Raw genomic sequence first — 21,342 nt, forward strand, 5'->3', positions numbered from 1 at the left:
ACCCGATGAACATAGACCACTCCATTCTGACCATCCTCATCCTCGTCCCGCTCGCCGGCGCGATTCTGCTGGCGCTGCTGCCGGACAAGGGCAAGCTGATGCAGTGGGGCGCACTCGCCGTCACGCTCATCACCTTCCTGCTGACCCTGCATCTTCCCTTCCACTACGACTACGGCGCGGCCTCCGGCACCTTCCAGTTTGCAACCGATAATCCATGGATCGCCTCTCCTGCCATTCGCTATCATCTCGGTGTGGATGGCTTGTCGATGTGGCTGGTTGTTCTCACTGGCCTTCTTGCCCCGCTCGGTGTTCTCGTCTCGTGGCGCGCCATCGACACTCGCAAGAAGACCTTCTATGTTCTCTTCCTGCTGCAGCAGGTCGCGATGCTTGGTGTCTTCGTCTCGCTCGATCTCTTCCTCTACTACGGCTTCTGGGAGCTTTCACTCATTCCCATGACGCTTCTGATCGCTACCTTCGGCCGCACAGAGAACCGCCGCCGCGCTGCGATCAAGTTCTTCCTCTACGCCTTCATCCCTTCGGCGATTTTGCTCGTAGGCATCCTTTGGCTCTACGTCCGCACTGGTACGTTCGACTTGCCGCGGCTGACGCAGCTTGCCGCAGCTCACAGCATCTCGAGCAACTCTGCCGCGCTCTGGCTCTGCTCTCTGGCCTTCCTCGTGGCCTTCGCCGTGAAGGTTCCTGTCTTCCCGCTGCATGGATGGCTCTCGGATGCTGTCTCCGAGGCTCCGACCGCCGCGGTCATGGTGCTCGCTGGCAAGCTTGGCCTCTATTCCATCCTGCGCTTCTCTTTCAGCATCTTCCCAGAGCAGTCGCACTGCATCGCTCCCCTGATGCTTGCACTTGGAGCCATCGGCATCGTCTACGGCGCGTTGCTTGCCCTCGTCCAGAAGGACCTGAAGCGTCTCGCCGCCTACGCTACTCTCAGCGCCGTCGCTTTCATCGTTCTCGGTATCTTCAGCTTCACCATCTCCGGTCTCGACGGCGGCATCTTCCACATCCTCAGCGAAAGCCTCTCAGGCGCAGCGTTCTTTATGCTGCTCGGCATCCTCTACGAGCGCTATGGCACGTACGACATGCGTGAGTACGGCGGCCTTGCAGGCAAACTGCCATGGATGGTGACACTTTTCGTCATCACTACCCTGTCGCTGGTTGGCCTGCCGATGCTCAACGGATTCGTCGGCGAGTTCCTGATCCTCTCCGGTTCCATGCAGGCTGTCTTTGCGCACCACATGGTGTGGACGGTTCTTGCCACCACGGGCGTCATCCTCAGCGCGTCTTACATGCTCTGGATGATCCAGCGTGTGTTCTACGGTGACCTTGGCATCAAGTCTGAGAATGTAAAGGGTTGGGATATCGACGCCCGCGAGCATCTCGCGATGTGGCCGTTGGTGATCCTGTTCCTCATCATGGGAGTTGCTTCTCCCATCTGGTTGCGCGCCATCGACACGGCCGGAACCCGCATTGCAGCAACACAGTCTTCCTCAGTTTCGCCGCAAGCTCAAATTTCGACGGCCTCGGCCAGCACGGAGGCCAAATAATGACCCCGAATATCGTTGCCCTTCTGCCTGAGTACATCCTTACCATCGTTGGTGTGCTCATCATGCTCGCCGAGCCGCTGCTACCCTCAGGTGCAAGCCGCAAGCCACTGGGATGGCTCGCCATCCTCGGTACGCTGGGCGCAGGCTATGCCAGTTGGTATCAGCTTCACCTCGGCAATATTACGGCCTTCTCCAACAGCATCCAGGTCGACTCCTTCTCCGTCTTCTTCCATCTGCTCGTCGCTGCTATTGCCCTGGTCACGCTGCTGATCTCGCTCGACTACTTTGAGGGCAACGCCAGCCACTCCGGCGAATATTTTGCACTGATCGCGTTCAGCGCCGTCGGCATGATGCTGATGACCTGCGCGACCGAGTTGCTGGTCGTCTTCGTCGGGCTTGAGATCTCATCGATCTCCACCTACATCATGTGCGGCTTCCGCAAGGGCAGTGCGGCAGGCTCTGAATCGTCCATCAAGTACTTCCTGCTCGGCTCCTTCGCCACGGCATTCTTCCTCTATGGCATTGCGCTGGCCTTCGGAGCCACCGGCTCGACCAGCATCGCAGCCATCGCCCAGGGTCTTGCTACCACGACCACGCCGCGCATGGCCTTCCTTGCGCTGGCCATGATCCTCATCGGCCTTGGCTTCAAGGTCTCCGCCGCGCCCTTCCATGTATGGACGCCTGATGTCTACCAGGGAGCGCCGTCGCCGGTCGTCGGCTTCATGTCCACCGCGCCTAAGGCCGCTGCCTTTGCCGTCCTGCTGCGCATCACCTTCTCGGCCTTTGGGCCGATGCAGCATCGCTGGGCCGTGCTGCTCTGGGTGCTCGCTGCCCTGTCGATGACGGTTGGTAACCTCGGCGCGTTGCTTCAGCGCGACGTCAAGCGCATGTTGGCTTACTCCAGCATCGCCCACGCAGGTTATATTCTGGTTGCCTTCACTGCCCTGCAAGCCGATGGCATCGCAGCGGCCTGCTTCTACACGGCCAGCTACGCTGCAATGCAGATCGGCGCCTTCGCCGTCATCACCCAGGTTACGGGCTATAACGAGCAGATTCGCACCACCGATGACTACACCGGTCTCGGTCTGCGTCGTCCCATCCTGGCTGCGTTTCTTGCCCTGTTCCTGATCTCGTTGATCGGAATCCCCTTCACCGGCGGCTTCTTCGGCAAGTTCTATGTCTTCTCCGCCGCCATCCATGCCAACCATGTCTGGCTCGCTGTCATTGGCCTGCTCAACAGCGGTGTAGCCTGCTTCTACTATCTCCGCCTGCTGGTTGCGCTCTACTCGCGTCCGGTCACCGAGACTGCACAGCCCACCGAGGGTCGCAGCCTCAGCGTTCCTGCTGGAGTAGGACTGACTCTTGCCGCCGCAGCTACCCTGATGCTGGGAATCCTGCCCGGACACTTCCTGAACCTCGCGCAGCGCGCCAGTGCCAGCACACAGTCGGTGCCAACCCCTGTAGCAGCAGCTCCGGTGACAACCTCACAGCAGTAAATTTTCTAGTTTCAGCGATCGCCTCTTCAGCGCATCACGCTCTATTCACCGAGCATGATGCGCTGAATGCTTTGTGCTTGTCCTGTAGCTCCATCGCATGCGATCAGCGCGGCGCACATCTTCGGATTTCCCTTGGCCGCCTCGAACTTGCCCGGCATCCCGGTAAGAAAGCGGCCCAGCACCAGCTCTTTTTCCACACCGATCACGGAATCATATGGGCCTGACATACCAACGTCGGTCTGATAGGCGGTGCCGCCGGGCAGAACGCGCTCGTCAGCTGTGGGGATATGGGTGTGAGTGCCGAGGACGGCTGTGACGCGGCCATCGAGATACCAGCCCATCGCGACCTTTTCGCTAGTGGTTTCGGCGTGCAGATCGAGCAGAATGACCTTGGCCGTAAGCTTCGAGATGATTTCATCGGCCTTGCGGAATGGGTCGTCGCAGGAGGACATGAACACCCTTCCCTGCAGGTTCAGGACGGCATAGCTCTGCCCATTGCCCAATTCGCCCTCATAAACCCCGAAGCCGGGCGTCCCCACAGCGTAGTTCGCCGGACGGATGATGCGCCGGTTGCGCGAATGCGAGTCTTCGGGTACGGCCATGTACTCGAAGATCTCCTTTTTGTCCCATATATGGTTTCCGGTGGTGATGACGTGAGCGCCCAGGTCGAACAACTCTTCGGCGATCGAAGGCGTGATGCCGAAGCCGCCAGCGGCGTTTTCGCCATTGATCACAAGTAAATCGACGGCATTGGTTTCAAGAACGTGAGGAAGATGTTCGCGGACGATGTGGCGACCGGCGGAGCCGAAGACATCGCCGACAAAAAGGATATTCACTCAAAAAGTTTACACGGTCGCAGTTTCAAAGGAGCCGCAGCGGGTTGTGTGCAATCTTGTGCCAAGGCAGTTGTGGTAGCTTTTTGTTTATGGCACAGAATGCGCGTTTTGCTTTGAGTTTGCGGGTTTTAGCAGTGCTAGCGACCGAACCGGATGCGATGCATACCTCGGCGGCGATTGCAGAGAGCCTGAAGGAGAGCGCCGTCATGGTGCGGAGGACTTTTCTGCTGTTGCACAAGGCCGGGTTGATCGTGCAACGCAAAGGACCGAACGGCGGCGCAAAGCTGAAGGTTCCGGCCAAACAGATCGGCCTTGGCGACATCTTTGACGCCGCCGCAGGCGAGTGGCTTGCCGTAGAAGACAAGGCGCTTGGAGGGCTGATGAAAAAGGTCCGGGGCGATGCCGTGGCCGCGATGAATGAGCACTCGCTGGCAGGTGTGGTGAAGCGGCTGAAGAAGGCTTAACTGGATTCGGCTGTGTGAGGCACCTACAGAGTCAGGAGTCTAAGGTTGCAGAGGCCGGTTCAAATTGCGCTTTGGGTGGGCAGAGCAGGATTAGCAGCAACGCTGCTATCTGCCGTGGCGGACAGATTTGGGTTGTGGGGGCCACATGGTGCTCCGCAGGTGGCCTGGGGAGATTGGGCTCACTTTGTGAGCTACACAGGGGTACTGAATAGCTTTGCACCGCATGGCTTGGTGGTGGTGTTGGCATGGGTGTCTACAGCGCTGGAGATTCTGCTGGGCATAGGGTTGCTGGCGGGATTTTATCTGGAGTATGTGGCCTATGCGGCAGCCGCATTATTTGGGTTATTTGCGCTGGCGATGACTTTGAGCCTGGGAGTGAAAGCTCCGCTGGATTATTCGGTGTACGGAGATATATGTGGAGCATGGCTGTTGGGAGTTGTAGCTGGGTGGGAGCGGCGGTTGCGTCGTGATGCCCATTCGGCGAGATGAAGCTCTGCCGAATGGGCACTCAAGTTTGGATTCCGGCGACGAAATCTGACGCCTACTCTGCTGATTCTCCGTGGGGCTGCTCCGCAGTTGCCTGCTGCTTTTTGACCTGTGGACGAAGTAGCGGGAACAGGATGACGTCGCGAATGGACTTTGAGCCGGTAAGGATCATGGTCAGGCGGTCGATGCCGATGCCTTCGCCGCCGGTGGGAGGCAGGCCGTAGCCGAGGGCGCGGACGTAGTCCTCGTCCATCTCATGGGCTTCGTCGTCGCCTCGCTCTTTTTCAAGAAGCTGTTGCTCGAAGCGACGGCGCTGGTCGTCCGGATCGTTCAACTCGCTGAAGGCGTTGCCTACCTCGAAGCCGCCGATGTAGAACTCGAAGCGCTCGACCCAGTCGGGCTCGTCGGGCTTCTGCTTGGAGAGCGGCGAGACGGCGAGTGGGAAGTCGTAGATGATGGTGGGCTGGATGAGGTGCTCTTCGGCGACGGTCTCAAAAATCTCAGCTATCGCCTTGCCAGCAGGTTCATTGCGCTTCAATCGATCTAGGCTAATGTCCAACGCGGCATAGAGGACGCGAAACTTCTTGCGCCTTTCAAATTCAGGAGTAAAAAGCTTTTCTCTGTGCTCCTGCTCAGTCCAAGGTTCAGGGATAACCTGATCAAGCCACGCGTGAAGAGATGCCGCATTCTCAAAGTCGGTAACCAGCGGTCGAGGACCAGCCACGTCGTCCCACCATTTGACGATAGCTTCGCGCATAGAGAGCTTCGTCCATTTGCTGAGGTCGATCTCCACGCCGTTGAAGTTAGTGATGGTGTGGCCATTTACTTCCTGCGCTACGAAGGCGATGAGTTCTTCGGTAAGGCGCATGAGGTCGTGGTAGTTGGCGTAGGCCTGGTAGAACTCCAGCATGGTGAACTCGGGGTTGTGCTGGGTGCTGATGCCCTCGTTGCGGAAGTTGCGGTTGATCTCGTAGACGCGGTCGAGGCCGCCGACGACGAGGCGCTTCAGGTACAGCTCGGGCGCGATGCGCAGGGAGAGGTCGAGGTCGAGCGCGTTGTGGTGCGTGCGGAAAGGCTTGGCGGCGGCGCCTCCGGCGATGGTGTGCATCATCGGGGTTTCGACTTCGAGGTAGCCGCGCTCGTCGAAGAAGGTACGCAGGGCGCGAAGGACGGCGGCGCGCTTGACGAAGACTTCGCGGACGTTGCGAACCTCAGGTTCGGCGGTCTCCGGGGAAGATTGTGCTGCTCCGCCCAGGTCTGCAACAGCCAGACCTGGGGCATCCGGTTCTGTGGCTGGAGCGCCCGGTTTCTCGGCCTGCTTGGCGCTGTGGCCGGTGTTCATGAAGAGGTCGACGTAACGCTGGCGGTAGCGTAGCTCGGTGTCTTCGAGGCCGTGGTACTTGTCAGGCAGGGCGAGCATGGCCTTGGTGAGGAAGGTAAGCTGCTTGACGTGCACGGTCAGCTCGCCGGTGCGGGTGCGGAAGAGGAAGCCCTGTACGCCGATGTGGTCGCCGAGGTCGAGCAGCTTATAGAGAGCAAAGGCGTTTTCGCCTACATCGTCTTTGCGGACGTAAATCTGGAGGCGCTGGCCCCCCTGCTGGAACTGGGCGAATCCGGCTTTGCCCTGAACGCGAATGGCCATGATGCGGCCAGCGATGCTGATCTCGATGGGAGCCGGCCCGGACTCGAGTTGCTCGGCGGTCTGCTCATCATAGGCGGCGCGCAGCTCTGGGATGGTGTGAGTGGCCGCGTAGGAGTTGGGATAGGTGGCGTGGCCGAGAGCGGCGATCTGCGCGAGCTTGTCGCGGCGGAGGGCATAGAGGTTTTTTTCGAACTCGGACTCGAACACGGGTTTTCCTTTGCAGCAATTAGGGTTGAAGTTTCAGTATAGCGGCGATAACAAGAACAACGGCAAATACAGGGGTCTCTCCACTACGCTTCGCTCCGGTCGAGATGACGTGCAATCGTAGCTGGATGGGACTAGATAGCGTGTATTTCTCAACAAGCTCTTTAGAAGGGGCCAAAGGTTGCTGCGTGCGCGATGATGGCCTCGAAGACGGCGGTACGCTTTTTATAGGCCGCGCGGATGCAGGGTTTACGGGTGCCGCAAGCCTCGCGCTGGCGTATCCATATGGGCTGCTGATCCTGGAGGTCGCCACGTGTGCCCATAGCGACAAAATGCAAAGAGACGTTGTAGAGGGTGTCCATGCGGGCGTCGGCCTGGATGAGGGTGGGATCGGAGCAGATGGTCTTTTCGTTGGGGGTAGCAGCTTTAGCGCAATCGATGGGCACGCAGAATGCTCCTGGAGCCAGTAAAACCAGACAGGCGGCAAGCAGGGACAGGGGAAGGAAGAAGTTACGGCGCATCGGGGGGAGGCTCCTCTTTTGTGGTGACAGAGTAACGCGGAGAGGCTAAGGGTGTCTTTTGGCTGCGTTTGCATGATGTAATAGGTGGGCGATGGCGGATGACAGAGCACAAGACGGCAAAGGCACGGGCGCCAAGGGTCCTCTGGGAGACCTGGTAAAGGCCGAGTCGATGATTCAACTGGCGATTGCGCTGCCGGCAGGGTGCCTGATCGGCTGGCTGATCGGCGCGTGGCTCGATAAGCACTTTCACCAGAGCTGGATCTCGATCGCCGGGATCGTGCTGGGGGCAATCGCGGGGTTTGTGCAGATCTTTACGACCGCTGCGCGCTTTTTGAAGAACAGCAAATAGAGACGAACGAGGACGATGTGACGGGAATTAATAGCTATACGGACGCTGATTTCAAGCGGACGATATGGAGTGCGCTGCGGCTGCTGGTCATTATTGTTGTGGTCGCGACGCCGCTGGTCTGGTGGAAGGCGGGCTGGCCCAGCGCGCTGTTGCTGCTGGTGGGAGCGGTCATCTCAGGGTCGGGGCTGTTTGAGTGGCTGCGGCTGATGTCGGCGGTAATGGTGCGGATGGACGGGGGCCAGACGGCGCGGCCGATGGCGATGGTTTTGGTGGGATTCTTCGTGCGGTTGGGGATCGCGGTAGCCCTGCTTTATGTTAGCCTTAAGTATCTGAATGGTTCGGTCTATGCGCTCGCCGCTGGCCTTGCACTTGGGGTGTTTGCACTCGCGGTGGAAGGGTTGAGGCTTATGAAGGCGTGGACGGTTTAGACTGACGGTTCAGATTTCGATCTGCAAGATCTACAAACAGAAGCTCTCTTATTTTTCTATATATGCCAACACAGTTATTGATTACCAGAACTCTCAACGCGCACTTTGCCGGGCCGGTCGATTCGCTGCTTCATGCATTGCATATCCAGCCGCAGTATCCAGCCAAGCCGATTACGAACGAGTTTGCAATGGAGCTGCTGGTCTTCTTCGGGCTGTTGGCATACTTCATCGTGGTGCGGCTGACACTGAATGTCGAGAAACCGGCTGCGTTCCAGCACCTTGCCGAGATGACGCATGAGTTTGTATCGGAACAAGGCGAACAGATCATCGGACATGGCTCGGAGCGGTTTACCGGCTATCTGACAGTGCTGCTGCTGTTCATTCTGCTCTGCAACCTGCTGGGCCTGATTCCGGGGCTGGAGTCGCCGACGGCGAACGTCGTGGTGCCGCTGGGATTTGCGCTGGTTACATTTATCTACTACCACTATCACGGCGCTCGGGCGCACGGTTTTGGATATATCAAGCAGTTTCTGGGGCCGGTGTGGTGGCTGTACCCGCTACTGTTGCCGATTGAGATCATCTCTCACTTTGCGCGTATCCTTTCGCTGACCGTCCGTCTTTACGCCAATATGTTTGCAGGCGACCTGCTTACCATCGCGTTCTTCTCACTGGTGCCAATCGGCGTTCCCCTGGTGTTTCTGGGATTGCATCTTGGCGTGGCCGTGGTTCAGGCTTACGTGTTTTTCCTGCTTGCAGCGATCTACCTTTCGCTGGCAGTCGCGCAGGACCACTAATTTTGAGTTTGTCGCGAAGGGCCTCCCTCTTCGCGGCAGGTAACAATGCCGCATAGCGTGAGGGTGCCAGCACGGTGAGCATCAACCACCCACTGGCGGCGTATCTGACGGGAGACAGGAGTAACATCATGCGTAAGTTGCAATATCTGTTTATGTCGTTGGCCGCGTTGCTGCTTGCAACACCGGCTTTTGCACAGGAAGCTGCCGCAAACAGCCCCGCTGCCCAGTGGGTTCCGCTGGCCGCAGGTTTGGGCATGGCGCTCGCCGCTGGCCTTTGCGGTATCGGTCAGGGTAAGGCGACTGCCTCGGCAACCGAGGCTCTGGCGCGTAACCCGGGTGCTCGCCCTGGAATCTTCATCTTCCTGATTCTTGGTCTGGCGTTCATCGAGTCGCTCGCGCTGTTCACCTTCGTCATCATCTTCCTCAAGGTCCACGCATAAGTTTCCGAACCCTGTTCGGTTGCAAGACAAAGCCTCCGCTCATCGCGGGGGCTTTGCTGTTTTAGTGGTGAGCGATACCGTAGAATTGGCCGGACCACTTATGCTCGAAAATAAACTCTCTCGACGCCAATTTCTTCAGACTACCGCCTCCACTGCTGCGGCTGCCAGCCTTCTCCCTACGCTTCCTGCGCTCGCTGAACCGAGGAGAGCAGCGACCGATACCTATCCCGAAAATGGCGCGCTTATCCCCGATGAAGGATGGCGTCTCTGGATTGATGAGCAGGCCGAGTGGAAGAACGACGCGATCTTTCTGCCTGAAGATGTCCGCCTCGACCAACTGCGGGTCAACGCACCGACGGGCGGCTGGCAGGTGTTGGCTCATGATGCAGGAAAAGAGGTGGTACTGCCTACCAGCGTCGAGCAGCACTTCTGGGGGAAGTACACCCATCGTTCGTATACGCCGGAGGAGTACCGCTACGCCGCCGATGATCCTATCCCGCAGAACGGGGCTTACTTTGGGGTGTCGTGGTGGTATCGCGAGATCGACATTCCGGCTTCGATGCAGGGGAAGCGGATATTTCTTCACATTCGCGGAGCGCATCTTCGCGCTGAGGTTTATCTCAACAAGAAGCTCGTGGGCTACTCGATCATGGAGGAGCTGCCGTTCGAGTGCGATCTGACGCACGCAGCAGACCCCGGCGGCCTAAATATTATTGCCATCCGCATCACCAATCCTTTTGGACGCTTCGATTGGGTCGATGGGCTGAATGCTCAGTGGGGAGCGGTGAAGCTTTATCGATCGCATGGATTTGGGGCGCTTGATCGAGGGATGACCCTTCGTGAGGTACCTCTCGACGATAGAATCGCCGACGCCTGGGTTTTGAATACGGCTAAAGCAAAGACTGTTCAAATTCACGCACAAGTCGAACTTTCTTATGGTGTCGGACCCTTGGCTGCGACAAATCCTATCCGGAAAAACCTGAGAGTAGAGATTACCGATTCACAAGGGCGTACTGTACCGGCTGCAGTCTCTCTTTCGAAACTTGATGCAGATGGCCGTCTCCTCAAGTACGAGTTTGAGGTGGCGGCTGACGAAGCGGAGATTTGGGACTTAGATTCGCCTGTTTTGTATCATGCAAAACTCACATGGACTTCACACAACGGGCAAACTGATCTACGCACGATTACTTTCGGATTTCGCTGGTTTGCGCCATCCGGCCTTGGCACGGACGCCATCTTCCGGCTCAATGGACGACGCATAAAAATCTATACCTCGATCTCGTGGGGATATTGGGGGCTGAATGGAATGTTCCCTGTTCCGGAGTTGGCCGAAAAAGAAGTCACGCAGGCTAAGAAGTTCAACTTGAATTGCCTGAACTTCCATCGCAATCTGGCCAAGGAGGAGGTGCTGCGCGCCCACGACCGCCTCGGTCTGCTGCGCTATATGGAGCCGGGCGCAGGCAAGATGGCTATCGGCAAGCTGCCTTCGAATGTACAGGCCAATGCTGCCGGTATCGTGATGGAAAAGCCTGTTAGCGAGGCGGACAAATTTGCGCAGCGTTATATGTTCGTCAAATGCGTGGAGATGGTGAAGGCTTATCGTTCGCATCCCAGCGTGATCGAATATTGCCTGCAAAATGAGATCGGCGCGGACCTCAAGAATCCCGATACCATCGCTGTGCTGGAGGCGATGCGCGCGGAAGACCCCAGCCGCTGCATTGTGCTCAACGATGGCTTTGTGGCCCCGCCACGGCGTGCGGCGCAGGCGTGGTTTGAGCCGTATAACCCCAAGCTTCACCGCTCTGACGAAGAGCCATGGGGAGGCTGGTGGAATCAGCACCAGGGCGCGGGCGATCAATGGTACGACGAGTTCTACAAGTCACCCACCGATTTCACCTATCGCTCCCCTGTTCACGCGCAGCTATCGGAGTTCGGCGAGATGGAAGGCTGTGCCACGCCGGATAACCACTCGCTGATGATCCACCAGATTACGGACACCTATAAGAAGTATGGCGGCGACAGCTACGACCTGAAGGACCATGAAGAGATCGTTGTCGCCTACGACAAATTTCTTGATCGCTGGAACTTTCGCAAGGCCTTCCCTGTGACTGAGCATCTCTGGCTTTCGATTGGCTCAAAGTGCTACGACACATGGCAGAACTATCTTGAAAACGCTCGTATCTCCGATGATCTCGACTTCGCTGCTATCTCGGGCTGGGAATCGACGGCAATCGAGAATCACTCAGGCATTGTGGACAACCTGCGTAACTTCAAGTCTGATCCGGAGCCAATCTCAGGAACTCTGATGCCAGTGCGTCCGGTGGCCAAGCAGCGAGCCATCTGCACACCGCTTGGCGGTCGCGCCATCTTCGATCTTTACCTGCTAAATGACACGACGAAGGCTGTCACAGGCACGCTTACCTTCACGATGATTACACCCAGCGGCAGGCGCACCACGCTCACTTCCCTGCCCGCGCCACAACATGTTCCCGACCAGTTCAGTTATCTGCTCAAGGAATCTTTCGAAACTCCTGCGCTGACTGAGGAAGGGCGCTATCAGTTCAGATTTGGCCTGTCGTCTGTGCCGCTTGCCACCCAGAGCAAAGATATCTGGGTGGCTGATACGAAACATCCCCAGAAGAAGCGGCTTTCGATCGCAGTCTCAGGCATCACACCAGCACTGCGAGAGCAACTCGCCTCTCTGCCTGGAATCACCGTCCACGATTTCGTTGCTGGAGAGAGGTACGATGCCATCGTCTCCAGCGGAATCACGGCGCATGTCTCTTCAGAACAGAACGCCGGCGATACGACTGGTCTTGAAGCACAGCCGGGTACAAAGAAGGCTGTCCCCGGACGCAAACTTGAACCGGGCGAGGTTGCAGCCAGCACGCAGCTTGGAGCGCTTGCGAATGGGATTCTCGATGCCGTTCGCGACGGGATACCGCTCTTTGCGATTCCTCAGGCCGATACTCTCTCTGACGGCGTTGCTAAAGAGCTGGCCGCTACGGGTGCGTTTACCTATAAAGGAGCCGTCGGCGACTTCCGCGCGCCATGGATGGGCAATTGGTATTTCGTCCGAAGCCATCCTCTGTACGAAGGGCTGCCTGTCGATCAGGTGATGGGCATTCACTACCAGGCAAAGGGCCGTCAGTCGAATGGATTACTCGTCGATGGAGAGGGGGTCGAGATCGTTGCAGCCTATAGCCGCGACCACGACCGCAATGTCGGAGCAGGCACCTTCGTTACCCGGTTAGGATCGGCGAAGATCCTTTATCATCGCATTCCGGAGTTTCAGCCTGTGCTGCAGCAGCGCTTTCTAGCAAATGCACTGGCGTGGCTGACAACGAAGTAGGATTTAGCCACTCGCAGTTTCCAGATGAACTTATAAACAAATGAGGCAGCCCGAAGGCTGCCTCATTTGTTTATTGCGACTTCGGTTAGCGTCTGCGGGTGGTGGTGTGGTGATGAACCGGAGCAGCCGGCTTCTTCGGCTCGACCACGGCTCCATCGCTCATCACGATCACTACCGGGCCAGGTGCGGCTCCCGGAGCAGGCGCAGCCGCGGGCGCTGCAGGTGCCGGCGCAGCGGCAGGAGCAGGTGTCGCAGCCGGTGCAGCAGGTGTCGCAGCAGTCTCACCGGCAGGCGTTACTCCGCCGACAGTATAGGAGGCATACGTACCCGAGAGCGTGATCTTCGTTCCAGGCGTGGGAACCGTCTTCAGAGGCTCCTTCATGTTGAAGGTGAAGTCTGCCGTCTTCGACGCAACCGCATCGTCAGAGACCGATGCCTGGATGGAGCTGTCGGTAGCCGCAACAACGGTCACATCGGGAAGCTGAACCGACTTGCCCTTGATCGTGTCCCAAACCTTGGCTGCATCTTCAGGCTTGCCGTTCTGAAGGATAAATTCCTTGTCGCTGACTGCCAGCGTTCCCAGATCCGGGGTACTCGCAATGACCTGCGCAACGATGTCGGCAGGCGACGGCGCTGGCTTGACGGTGGAAGAGAGGTTGGCCGGCGGGAAGAGGCTGGCCTGGACAGCCGTTGTGATGGCATCGTAGCCATCTGCGCTGCCGTGATACCTCTTATAGCAATACGTCGCAACCTTCAGGAACTCGGTCTTGTAGGGCTCCGGAGCAAAGGCAGCCGCGCGCGAGCTATACCAGGTGCAGTTCAGATAGTCGGGCGGCGTCGACTGATAGTAGGCCAGACCCAACTGGTAGGTATCCTGCAGAACCGGACCGGGGGTAGTCGTCGATGCCGCAGGGGCAGCCTTCAACTCAGCCGTGTAGTCCGTAACTGCTGTTTTCATGTCCTTCTTGTTGGCAGCATCTTCGGCAATGGCACCGTACAGGCCCGGCGTGACGCCCGTCTTCATCTTCTCGAAGTCGGCATCGCTCATGTCCTTGGGCTTGGGGGCGTCCAGACCCTTCTGCGCAAATCCAGCCGCAGCGTCCAGAGCGGTCTGTTTCGCCGCCGGATCGGTCGCCTTATCGGCATCCTGCCTATGGAAGAAGGTCTCAAAGGTCAAAGCGACCAGGTTGTTCGGGTCGACCTGAAGCAGGCGATCCGCCGTGCTCACGGTCTTGGCCGGATCAAACCCGCTGTACGTCTGCATCAACATCTGCAACGTCGATGCCTTCACCGCTGAATTCGGATACGTCGTCAGATAGGTCTCAAGCGCAGCGGCCTTTGTCTGGGGCGTAGTCTGCGAGATCGCATCGTTATAAGCCTTATATTCGGCAGGAGACATCTGGATCCCGCCACCGGATTGTGCACTGGCACCACCATTATCCTGAGCATTCGCAACCATACTTTGCCCACCAAGTGCGATGCTAGCAACTGCCAGGAGAGACGCAACGACTACCTTCTTCATTCCCTTGCTCCTCAATAAATCTTTATTGTCTGTAACGTTTACCGGTGGCCCGGTCAAGTCTATACAACATAACCCACAACATGCGCCCTGGCGAATTTCCAACGCATTCACCCGTCATCATTCATGGGAGCCGATCTTACAATCAGTTCCGCTGAAGTTCGAATTTTGCTTCCAAGGATGATGATGCGGATTATAGAAACGCCGTTGTACGCATGGCAAGTCCAACTCCTTGCGCTGGATCCTGTTCACCCTAAAAACCTTCCACCGACATCTCGCGCCGCACTCTTGTCTTGAGGGCTCTTTTTCGGGACTGCAAATGGCATTAAAGGTGTCCATCCTACCCATTCGTGGTATTAGGGACTTCTTATCCACAACCAGTAGTGTTGTACCCGTTGATTCCAGCTTCGGCCGAGACTAAAGTTGAGTCAGTCTTAACGACAAGGACGAGAACTATATCGTAACTCCCCGCTCTCGTCACAGAGGTGCCTTTGCTCAAGCTCAAGAAAGTTCAGATCCTCGGTTTCAAATCATTCTGCGACCGCACTGAGGTCCAGCTATCGGGCGAAGGCATTGCCGCCATCGTCGGTCCCAATGGTTGCGGAAAATCGAATATCTCCGACGCCATTACATGGGTGCTTGGCGAGCAGTCGGCGAAATCGCTGCGCGGTATCAAGATGGAAGACGTCATCTTTGCCGGTACGCGAGACCGTAAACCGACGGGCATGGCAGAGGTATCGCTCACGCTGGTTGACCCCGAGGTATACGACGGGGCGAGCCTGGGCGATGAGCCGGAGATCTCCATCGATGAAAACCTGCCAGCCGACTGGGACGAGGCCACACTTCGCCAGCAGCGCGCTGAAGAGACCGAAGAGGCCGTAGCTGAAGCGCAGCCGGGAACCGTCATCGAAGGCGAAGCCAAAGGACCGCAGGTTGTAGCCCCAACCGCAGATGGCAATGCCGAAGCGTCAGCCGCTGCCAATGCTGCCAATAATGTTGTCCTCAAGATTCGTCGGCGCAAATTTGGCCGGGCCCCGGTTCGCGCAGGTGAACTCACGATTACCCGACGACTGTTTCGGTCGGGAGACTCCGAATATCTTCTCAACGGCAAGATCTGCCGCCTTCGTGATATTCAGGACATCTTCATGGGCACGGGCCTGGGCGGCGAATCCTACGCCATCATCGGGCAGGAGCGCATCGGCCAGTTGCTCAGCTCCAAGCCGCTCGATCGCCGCAGCATTATTGAAGAGGCCGCCGGCATTACTCGCTTCAAGACCAAGAAGCGTCTTGCGGAGCTTCGTCTCGAATCTGCCAAGCAGAACCTGTCACGCGTCAACGACATCTTCGATGAAGTAACGCGGCAGATGACTACGCTCAAGCGACAGGCGGCGAAGGCAGAGCGCTATGGCGCGCTTCGGGATGAACTTCGCACGAGGCTTCGCGTGGTGCTTGCCAGCCGCATGTCGCAGCTTGATGTCGAGCAGACCGCCACAACCGAAAAGGTAACCATTCTTGCTACGCAGATCGATGCGCAGGCCACCACCGTCGAGGAGATGGATGCCCAGCACAGCGAAGGCATCCGTACCGGCTACACGCTCGATCAGCAGATTCGCGAGGCCGGTGCACAGGCGAATCAATCTGCCGTGGAACTCGAGCGCATCACGGCGCGCTCCGCTGCCAATGCCGACCGCATCGCTGAATTAACTGGACGTCTTGCAACCGGCGCTGAGGAGCTGACACAGGCTCGCGAACAACTCGCCGCGTTGAGCGGAGAGCTGGAACAACATCGCAGCTTTCTTGAAAACGCCACTGCCGAATCTACGGAATCGCGCGAGGCCGCACAACTTCACCAACAACAGGCGCAGGAAGCTGTACGTGCATTGGCATCTGCCGAGCAACAAGCCGAACAGAACCGCAGAACAACGATGCAGTTGGTGCAGCGAATCGGACAGACTCGTAATGAGCAGGCGCAGGCCGAGGCGGCATTGGCCGGGCTCGATCGCGAGGCCGAGCGCTTGCTCTCGGAGTCCGAGGTCGCGCGACAGGAACTGGAAACTCTTGGCCTTCAGCGCGGACAGGTCAAGCTGTCATTCGAGTCTGTTACCGAGCGACTCAAACGCCTTGAAGCCGAGATTGCAGATCTGCGCTTGCAGATCGAGGCACGCCGCGCCGAAGAGTCACAGAACAAGCGTCGCGGCGACCAACTTCGTGGAGAGGTGGCGAGCCTTGATGGGCGGCGTAGCTCGCTTGAGGCGCTTATCCGCGAGCACAGCTATTCCACCGACACAGTTCGGAATATCTTCAAGCACAACGCCAGCAATCCGGGGCTTCAAGGGACAACGCCTGTAGGTACGCTTGCAGATTTTCTTGAAGTCGATGGGCAATATGAGAACGTCGTTGATGAGTTTCTTCGCGACGAGCTGAATTACATCGTCGTCAAGAGCTGGGATGCCGCTGACGCGGGTATGAACCTGCTGAAGACCGATGTCAGCGGACGCGCTACCTTTCTGGTTCACCCTAACGATGCGCAGGCAAACTTCCCCTTTTCCGAAGGCATGACCAGCGCTGCACAGACCACCACCGCAGGGATTGAAGGCGTTGTTCCGCTCAAAAATTGCGTGCGTGTTCTGGATGGCTTCGGCAAGTCGCTCGAAGTAATTCTGCCCAAGCTTCGTGAGGGTTATGTCGCGCCGGACTCTTACACGGCGCGGACACTCGCACTGTCGAATCCGCAATCTTTCTTTCTCTCGCCCACTGGTGAGACCTTCCATAACGTCACCGTCACCGGTGGACGTCCGCGTGCACAAGGCCCATTGGCTTTGAAGCGCGAGCTGACCGAGGTGCAGCAGAAGATCGAGAAGGCAGAACATGAATTAGCGCAGACAGATCTGTTGACTGCCGATCTTCAGCACCAGATCGCCGATCTCAACGCCACAATCGAAAACAAGACCAATGAGCGTCGCGAGGCTGAGCGCGAGTCAGCCAACTCCGGTGCGGCCCTGCGCCAGATGGAGACCGAGACTGCGCGCATTGAGCGCCGACTGGCCGATTGGTCGCTTACCAGCGAACGCAACCGCGACGCGCGCAATCAGAAGTCTGACCTCATCTCTCGTCGCCAGCAGGAGGCCGCTTCGTTCGAGGCCGAACGGTCAACACTGGAGGCTTCGCTGGCCGATATCCAGGCACAACTTGAAGAGTTGCGTGGCCAGCGCGAACAGCTGCAACAGGCAGCAGCAGCAGCTTCAGCCGATCTTGCCGGACTCGAAGAGCGCCGCCGTAACGCACAAGCCAACTTTGATCAGACGACGCGGCTCTACAATGGCCAGAGCCAGCGTATTCAGCAGCTCGATCAGCAGCTTGCATCCGCTGCATCAGAAAAGCTCCGCCGCGAAGAAGAGACTTCCGCTCTCGCAACGCAACACACCGAGTTGACCGAGCTTCGTGCTACCGCAGTAGCCGAAGGCACTCGCCTGACTGAAGAAGCCAATGCGCTCCGCGCTGCTATGGCCGAACTTGACGGACGGCTGCGCACGCTCCGTCATGAAACCGAAGTGTTGCGCGAACAGCGCTCCGGGCTCACCGCCCGCGCTGCAAAACTTGCCTCCGATATTGAGCACATTGAAGCCACCTGCTTGAATGATCTCGCTGTCGAAGCCACTGCCCTACGCGAAGATACAAGTATTATCCGCATCGAAGGCGATGCTCTCATCACTGAAGAAGAAGAGTCTCGCGCCTTGAAGCAAAAACTCGAAGCGATGGGCCCGGTCAATATGATGGCTCTCGAAGAGTACAACGAAACTACGCAGCGGCATGGCTTCCTTGAAGCTCAACGCAAGGACCTGCTTGACTCCATCGAGAACACGCAAGCATCGATCAAGGAGATCGACGACGTCTCCCGTCTCAAGTTCGATGAAGCCTTCAAGGTCATTAACGAGAACTTCAGTACGACCTTCACCAAGCTCTTCGGCGGCGGCCAGGCTTCGATGCGACTCACCGATGCAGAAAACTCGGCTGAGAGCGGGATTGATATTCTTGCCTCACCTCCGGGCAAGAAGCTGCAGAACATTCTTTTGCTCTCGGGAGGCGAAAAGGCGCTTACTGCCCTCTCATTGCTTGTGGGTATCTTCCAGTTCCAGCCCGCACCGTTCTGTATCCTCGACGAAGTCGATGCGCCGCTCGACGAAACCAACGTTGGCAGGTTCGCCAAGCTCATCGCTGACATGTCGGCCACAACTCAATTTGTTGTCATTACCCATAGCAAGCGGACCATGTCGCAGGCCGACGTCATCTATGGCGTCACCATGCAGGAACCCGGCGTCAGCAAGATCGTCAGTGTCAACTTGAGTCGCCGCGCTGTGGCATAGCACGTTAAGTTTGCGCAGGTGGAGCGGCTTATATCGCTCCACCCTTTTTTGCTTAAACGCGTGAGGCGCGCTATATCCAATGCTAGCGGGCGTTCTTATAAATAATGTCCAGAAGCTCGTCGTACATTGCGTGCCTCTCCTCATTTGAGCCGTTACGAATAGCGTAGGTAGCACAATGAGCGAGGTGATTTCGCATAAGAGCCCTGGCGACGGCACGGAGAGCCTCTTGCACGGAAGAGATCTGCGTCAATGTATCGGCACAATAACGATCCTCTTCGACCATTCGTTGTATTCCGCGAATCTGCCCTTCAATCCGGCTTAGCCTACGCAGGTTGGAGGCTTTAATCTCATCATCCACGCCTACAGCTTTGCGCTCAGGCGAATCAGCGGAGCGAGATGCAGTAATCGCTTTTGGTGGAATTTTTCTTGAAGCTGATCTTCTTGTTGTCATACCAGTCCTTTGTCTAACCTCAGATGTCGAAGTCGCAAACTATTCGCTACTACGCTAAACGAACTAAGAGCCATCGCAGCGCTTGCAAGAACAGGACTCAACAACAATCCAAACGATGGATAGAGTGCACCTGCCGCGAGTGGGATCCCAATAACGTTATAGATGAAGGCCCAGAATAGATTCTGGTACATGATGCGCATGGTGCTACGCGATAATGAGATCGCCATAGCCACGGTGGTGAGGTCGTCACGCATCAGCATTACGTCTCCCGCTTCCATCGCAATGTCTGAGCCGTTGGCCATGGCGAGCCCTACATTGGCCTGTGCTAATGCCGGCGCATCGTTGACGCCGTCTCCAACCATGGCCACAACACGATGTTCGCGTTGTAAGCGACGAACGGTATCTACCTTACCTGCAGGAAGCACTCCGGCAACGACCTCATCGATGCCGACCCTGCGAGCGATGGCGTTTGCCGTACGCTCGTTGTCTCCCGTCAGCATGACCACTCGAAGCCCCTCCGCACGCATTTGCCGAATAGCGTCAGCAGAAGTTGGTTTTACCGTATCGGCGACGGCAATAATACCAGCCAGCTTGCCGTCGATCGCGAGCCATAGCGGTGTCTTACCCTCTTCGGCGAAGTACGCTGCTTTTGTTTCTAAATCTGTTGTATCGATGCTGTACTTTTCCATTAAGGCCAGACTGCCTATTAACACGGCGTTTCCATCAACTAGTCCGACAACACCGAGCCCCGGCACTGAAGTGAAGTCTTCAACCAGCGCAAGACCCAGCTGACGTCCTTGGGCGTAACGCACAATTGCTTCCGCCAGAGGATGTTCACTGGCGCGTTCCAAGGCTGCAGCGAAGCTGATTATTCGATCCTCGGAGTTATCTGCTTCCTCGCGATCAAGACGGTCGCTCTCTGCTTTTGCAAGCAGAATATCTGTGACCTGAGGGAAGCCAACAGTGATCGTGCCAGTCTTATCGAGTGCGACGGTATCAACTTTCTTCAAAAATTGTAGGGCCTCTCCTTTTTTAATAAGGATGCCAAGAGCTGCTCCGCGCCCTGTAGCTACCATGACGGCTGTGGGGACAGCCAGCCCCATAGCACATGGGCAGGCAATTACAAGGACAGTAACCGCAGCCGCGAAAGCCTGCATCATTCCAGCATCTGACGCAAAAACTCTCCACACAAAAAAGGTGGTGACAGCGATGCCGAGCACTGTTGGCACAAAGATCGCGCTCACACGATCGGCGATCTTCTGAATGGGGGCTCGCGCTCCCTGAGCCTCACGCAGCAACCGCACGATCTGTGACAGCGCGCTGCTCGCTCCTAGCGTTGTAGCGTGATATTGAAACGATCCATGCTGATTGAGAGTGCCTCCTATGACTCGAGATTGCGGAACCTTCTCGACAGGCAATGATTCGCCAGTGAGCATGGACTCGTCCACGCTGCTCTTTCCCGAAGAAACTAAACCGTCAGTAGGAACTCGCTCTCCAGGACGCACCAGAACGAGATCGCCCTCATGAATCGAGTCAAGAGGAACTCTTGTCTCGATGCCTTCCACCAATAAAGTCGCAGTCTTTGGTTGCAGATGTACGAGCTTACGCAAAGCTGCTGTCGTCTGCCCCTTTGCCCTGCCTTCAAGCGCATTGCCGGTCAACACCAACCCAATAATTAATATGACCGCTTCAAAGTAAACGTCAGGAGAGATGCCGTGGGCTATAAAAAAATGAGGTGCAATTGTGCTTGCGGCAGAATAAAGAAACGCTGCACCAGTTCCCAGAGCCACAAGCGTATTCATGTCGGTAGTTTTATGTCGCAACGCCGACCAGGCTTTGACATAGAAGCTACGGCCTGCCCAAACAATGATGAATAGAGCAAGCGCAAAGAGAAGCCAGCGCATTGTGTCGCCGTGAATCTGGTATATCCAAGGCAGTAGACGATGCAGAACTGGATTGAGCAGAGCGATGCTCCATGTCATCAAGGGATCATTCATGTGCTCCATCCCCTGCGTATGACTCATGCTCATCAATGGCATCGACAACACCATCGATATAACTCCAGCCGCCACGCTTACCGCAGCCTTCAGGCGAAGCTGCTTATATTCGAGCGCCTGCTGCTCGTCGTGGCGCTCCTGCTCCTCGAGCACTGACTCTTCCAGAAGCGGAGTTGCCGCGCCGTAACCGATCTCCTGAACAGCCTGTACTAGTTCGGGAGGCGAGGTCATTCTCGGATCAAAAGTAACGGTCGCATTGTGCAGCATAAGATTGACAGTCGCATCTTTTACACCTGCCCCGGCTGCAAGCGTTCGCTGAATGAATGATTGGCATGCTGCACAGGTCATTCCGGAGATAGCAAGAGTAACGTGATCGAGCGACTGCGAATCTTCGGCAGAAGTCACGATGTTTTCGATTTTTGCATCGTTTAATGCCATTA

General features: G+C 57.1%; 16 protein-coding genes. 10 read left to right on the forward strand and 6 right to left on the reverse strand.

From position 1 onward, the window contains the following. Nucleotides 1-5: 5 nt before the first annotated feature. Together IEW09_RS09010 and IEW09_RS09015 are read left to right on the forward strand one after the other, a co-directional pair. A complete protein-coding gene (locus tag IEW09_RS09010) occupies nucleotides 6-1,559 on the forward strand; it encodes a complex I subunit 4 family protein (RefSeq protein WP_188553820.1) in 1,554 nt (517 codons plus the stop codon). After that, complete coding sequence (locus IEW09_RS09015) at nucleotides 1,559-3,055, forward strand: NADH-quinone oxidoreductase subunit N (RefSeq protein ID WP_188553821.1); 1,497 nt, start codon at nucleotides 1,559-1,561, stop codon at nucleotides 3,053-3,055. Before IEW09_RS09010 ends, IEW09_RS09015 begins: the two co-directional genes overlap by 1 nt. Nucleotides 3,056-3,096: 41 nt before the next feature. Here the strand turns inward: IEW09_RS09015 and IEW09_RS09020 are convergent, their stop codons facing one another. Further along, entirely contained in the window at nucleotides 3,097-3,891 is a 795-nt protein-coding gene (locus IEW09_RS09020; RefSeq protein ID WP_188553822.1) for a TIGR00282 family metallophosphoesterase, read from the reverse strand. 89 nt (nucleotides 3,892-3,980) lie between these two features. Here IEW09_RS09020 and IEW09_RS09025 point away from each other — a divergent pair, with 89 nt between their 5' ends. Continuing rightward, nucleotides 3,981-4,355, forward strand: a complete 375-nt coding sequence (locus tag IEW09_RS09025) for an RrF2 family transcriptional regulator (RefSeq protein WP_188553823.1) — start codon at nucleotides 3,981-3,983, stop codon at nucleotides 4,353-4,355. 45 nt (nucleotides 4,356-4,400) lie between these two features. Continuing rightward, the gene (locus tag IEW09_RS09030; RefSeq protein WP_188553824.1) at nucleotides 4,401-4,844 is read left to right on the forward strand and encodes a DoxX family protein; all 444 of its coding nucleotides are present in this window, start codon (nucleotides 4,401-4,403) and stop codon (nucleotides 4,842-4,844) included. Nucleotides 4,845-4,896: 52 nt separating this feature from the next. Here the strand turns inward: IEW09_RS09030 and IEW09_RS09035 are convergent, their stop codons facing one another. Continuing rightward, the gene (locus IEW09_RS09035) at nucleotides 4,897-6,690 is read right to left on the reverse strand and encodes a lysine--tRNA ligase (protein ID WP_188553825.1); all 1,794 of its coding nucleotides are present in this window, start codon (nucleotides 6,688-6,690) and stop codon (nucleotides 4,897-4,899) included. Between the two features lie 161 nt (nucleotides 6,691-6,851). Next, the gene (locus IEW09_RS09040; protein ID WP_188553826.1) at nucleotides 6,852-7,208 is read right to left on the reverse strand and encodes a lysozyme inhibitor LprI family protein; all 357 of its coding nucleotides are present in this window, start codon (nucleotides 7,206-7,208) and stop codon (nucleotides 6,852-6,854) included. 91 nt (nucleotides 7,209-7,299) lie between these two features. Here IEW09_RS09040 and IEW09_RS09045 point away from each other — a divergent pair, with 91 nt between their 5' ends. The 5 genes from IEW09_RS09045 to IEW09_RS09065 all read left to right on the forward strand — a co-directional run bounded on the left by IEW09_RS09045 (nucleotide 7,300) and on the right by IEW09_RS09065 (nucleotide 12,571). Next, a complete protein-coding gene (locus tag IEW09_RS09045) occupies nucleotides 7,300-7,557 on the forward strand; it encodes an AtpZ/AtpI family protein (protein ID WP_188553827.1) in 258 nt (85 codons plus the stop codon). A 17-nt stretch (nucleotides 7,558-7,574) separates the two neighbouring features. Beyond that, nucleotides 7,575-7,985 (forward strand): ATP synthase subunit I, encoded by a 411-nt coding sequence (locus IEW09_RS09050; protein ID WP_229739207.1) that lies wholly within the window; start codon nucleotides 7,575-7,577, stop codon nucleotides 7,983-7,985. A gap of 62 nt (nucleotides 7,986-8,047) precedes the next feature. Next, nucleotides 8,048-8,779 carry a F0F1 ATP synthase subunit A gene (gene atpB / locus IEW09_RS09055; RefSeq protein WP_188553828.1) on the forward strand — a complete coding sequence of 244 codons (732 nt, stop codon included), beginning with the start codon at nucleotides 8,048-8,050 and terminating at the stop codon, nucleotides 8,777-8,779. Between the two features lie 128 nt (nucleotides 8,780-8,907). Then, nucleotides 8,908-9,219, forward strand: coding sequence for an ATP synthase F0 subunit C (locus IEW09_RS09060; protein WP_188553829.1), 312 nt, complete (start codon nucleotides 8,908-8,910; stop codon nucleotides 9,217-9,219). A gap of 100 nt (nucleotides 9,220-9,319) precedes the next feature. Beyond that, complete coding sequence (locus tag IEW09_RS09065) at nucleotides 9,320-12,571, forward strand: sugar-binding domain-containing protein (RefSeq protein ID WP_188553830.1); 3,252 nt, start codon at nucleotides 9,320-9,322, stop codon at nucleotides 12,569-12,571. Between the two features lie 85 nt (nucleotides 12,572-12,656). Here IEW09_RS09065 and IEW09_RS09070 read toward each other — a convergent pair whose 3' ends face one another. Further along, nucleotides 12,657-14,093, reverse strand: a complete 1,437-nt coding sequence (locus tag IEW09_RS09070) for a hypothetical protein (protein WP_188553831.1) — start codon at nucleotides 14,091-14,093, stop codon at nucleotides 12,657-12,659. 488 nt (nucleotides 14,094-14,581) lie between these two features. Between IEW09_RS09070 and smc the strand changes: the two genes are divergently transcribed. Continuing rightward, the gene (smc, locus tag IEW09_RS09075; protein WP_188553832.1) at nucleotides 14,582-18,454 is read left to right on the forward strand and encodes a chromosome segregation protein SMC; all 3,873 of its coding nucleotides are present in this window, start codon (nucleotides 14,582-14,584) and stop codon (nucleotides 18,452-18,454) included. Between the two features lie 82 nt (nucleotides 18,455-18,536). Here smc and IEW09_RS09080 read toward each other — a convergent pair whose 3' ends face one another. Next, the gene (locus IEW09_RS09080; RefSeq protein ID WP_188553833.1) at nucleotides 18,537-18,905 is read right to left on the reverse strand and encodes a metal-sensitive transcriptional regulator; all 369 of its coding nucleotides are present in this window, start codon (nucleotides 18,903-18,905) and stop codon (nucleotides 18,537-18,539) included. After that, entirely contained in the window at nucleotides 18,902-21,340 is a 2,439-nt protein-coding gene (locus tag IEW09_RS09085) for a heavy metal translocating P-type ATPase (RefSeq protein WP_188553834.1), read from the reverse strand. The genes IEW09_RS09080 and IEW09_RS09085 overlap by 4 nt, the downstream gene beginning before the upstream one ends. Nucleotides 21,341-21,342: the final 2 nt, after the last annotated feature.

This window comes from Edaphobacter dinghuensis (assembly GCF_014640335.1).
Classification (GTDB): domain Bacteria; phylum Acidobacteriota; class Terriglobia; order Terriglobales; family Acidobacteriaceae; genus Edaphobacter; species Edaphobacter dinghuensis.

Coding starts and splice junctions, on each gene's coding strand:
- IEW09_RS09015 (WP_188553821.1), top strand. CDS start 1,559: ATGACCCCGAATATCGTTGCCCTTCTGCCTGAGTACATCCTTACCATC.
- IEW09_RS09080 (WP_188553833.1), bottom strand. CDS start 18,905: ATGACAACAAGAAGATCAGCTTCAAGAAAAATTCCACCAAAAGCGATT.
- IEW09_RS09010 (WP_188553820.1), top strand. CDS start 6: ATGAACATAGACCACTCCATTCTGACCATCCTCATCCTCGTCCCGCTC.
- IEW09_RS09045 (WP_188553827.1), top strand. CDS start 7,300: ATGGCGGATGACAGAGCACAAGACGGCAAAGGCACGGGCGCCAAGGGT.
- IEW09_RS09085 (WP_188553834.1), bottom strand. CDS start 21,340: ATGGCATTAAACGATGCAAAAATCGAAAACATCGTGACTTCTGCCGAA.
- atpB (WP_188553828.1), top strand. CDS start 8,048: ATGCCAACACAGTTATTGATTACCAGAACTCTCAACGCGCACTTTGCC.
- IEW09_RS09025 (WP_188553823.1), top strand. CDS start 3,981: ATGGCACAGAATGCGCGTTTTGCTTTGAGTTTGCGGGTTTTAGCAGTG.
- IEW09_RS09040 (WP_188553826.1), bottom strand. CDS start 7,208: ATGCGCCGTAACTTCTTCCTTCCCCTGTCCCTGCTTGCCGCCTGTCTG.
- IEW09_RS09070 (WP_188553831.1), bottom strand. CDS start 14,093: ATGAAGAAGGTAGTCGTTGCGTCTCTCCTGGCAGTTGCTAGCATCGCA.
- IEW09_RS09065 (WP_188553830.1), top strand. CDS start 9,320: ATGCTCGAAAATAAACTCTCTCGACGCCAATTTCTTCAGACTACCGCC.
- IEW09_RS09060 (WP_188553829.1), top strand. CDS start 8,908: ATGCGTAAGTTGCAATATCTGTTTATGTCGTTGGCCGCGTTGCTGCTT.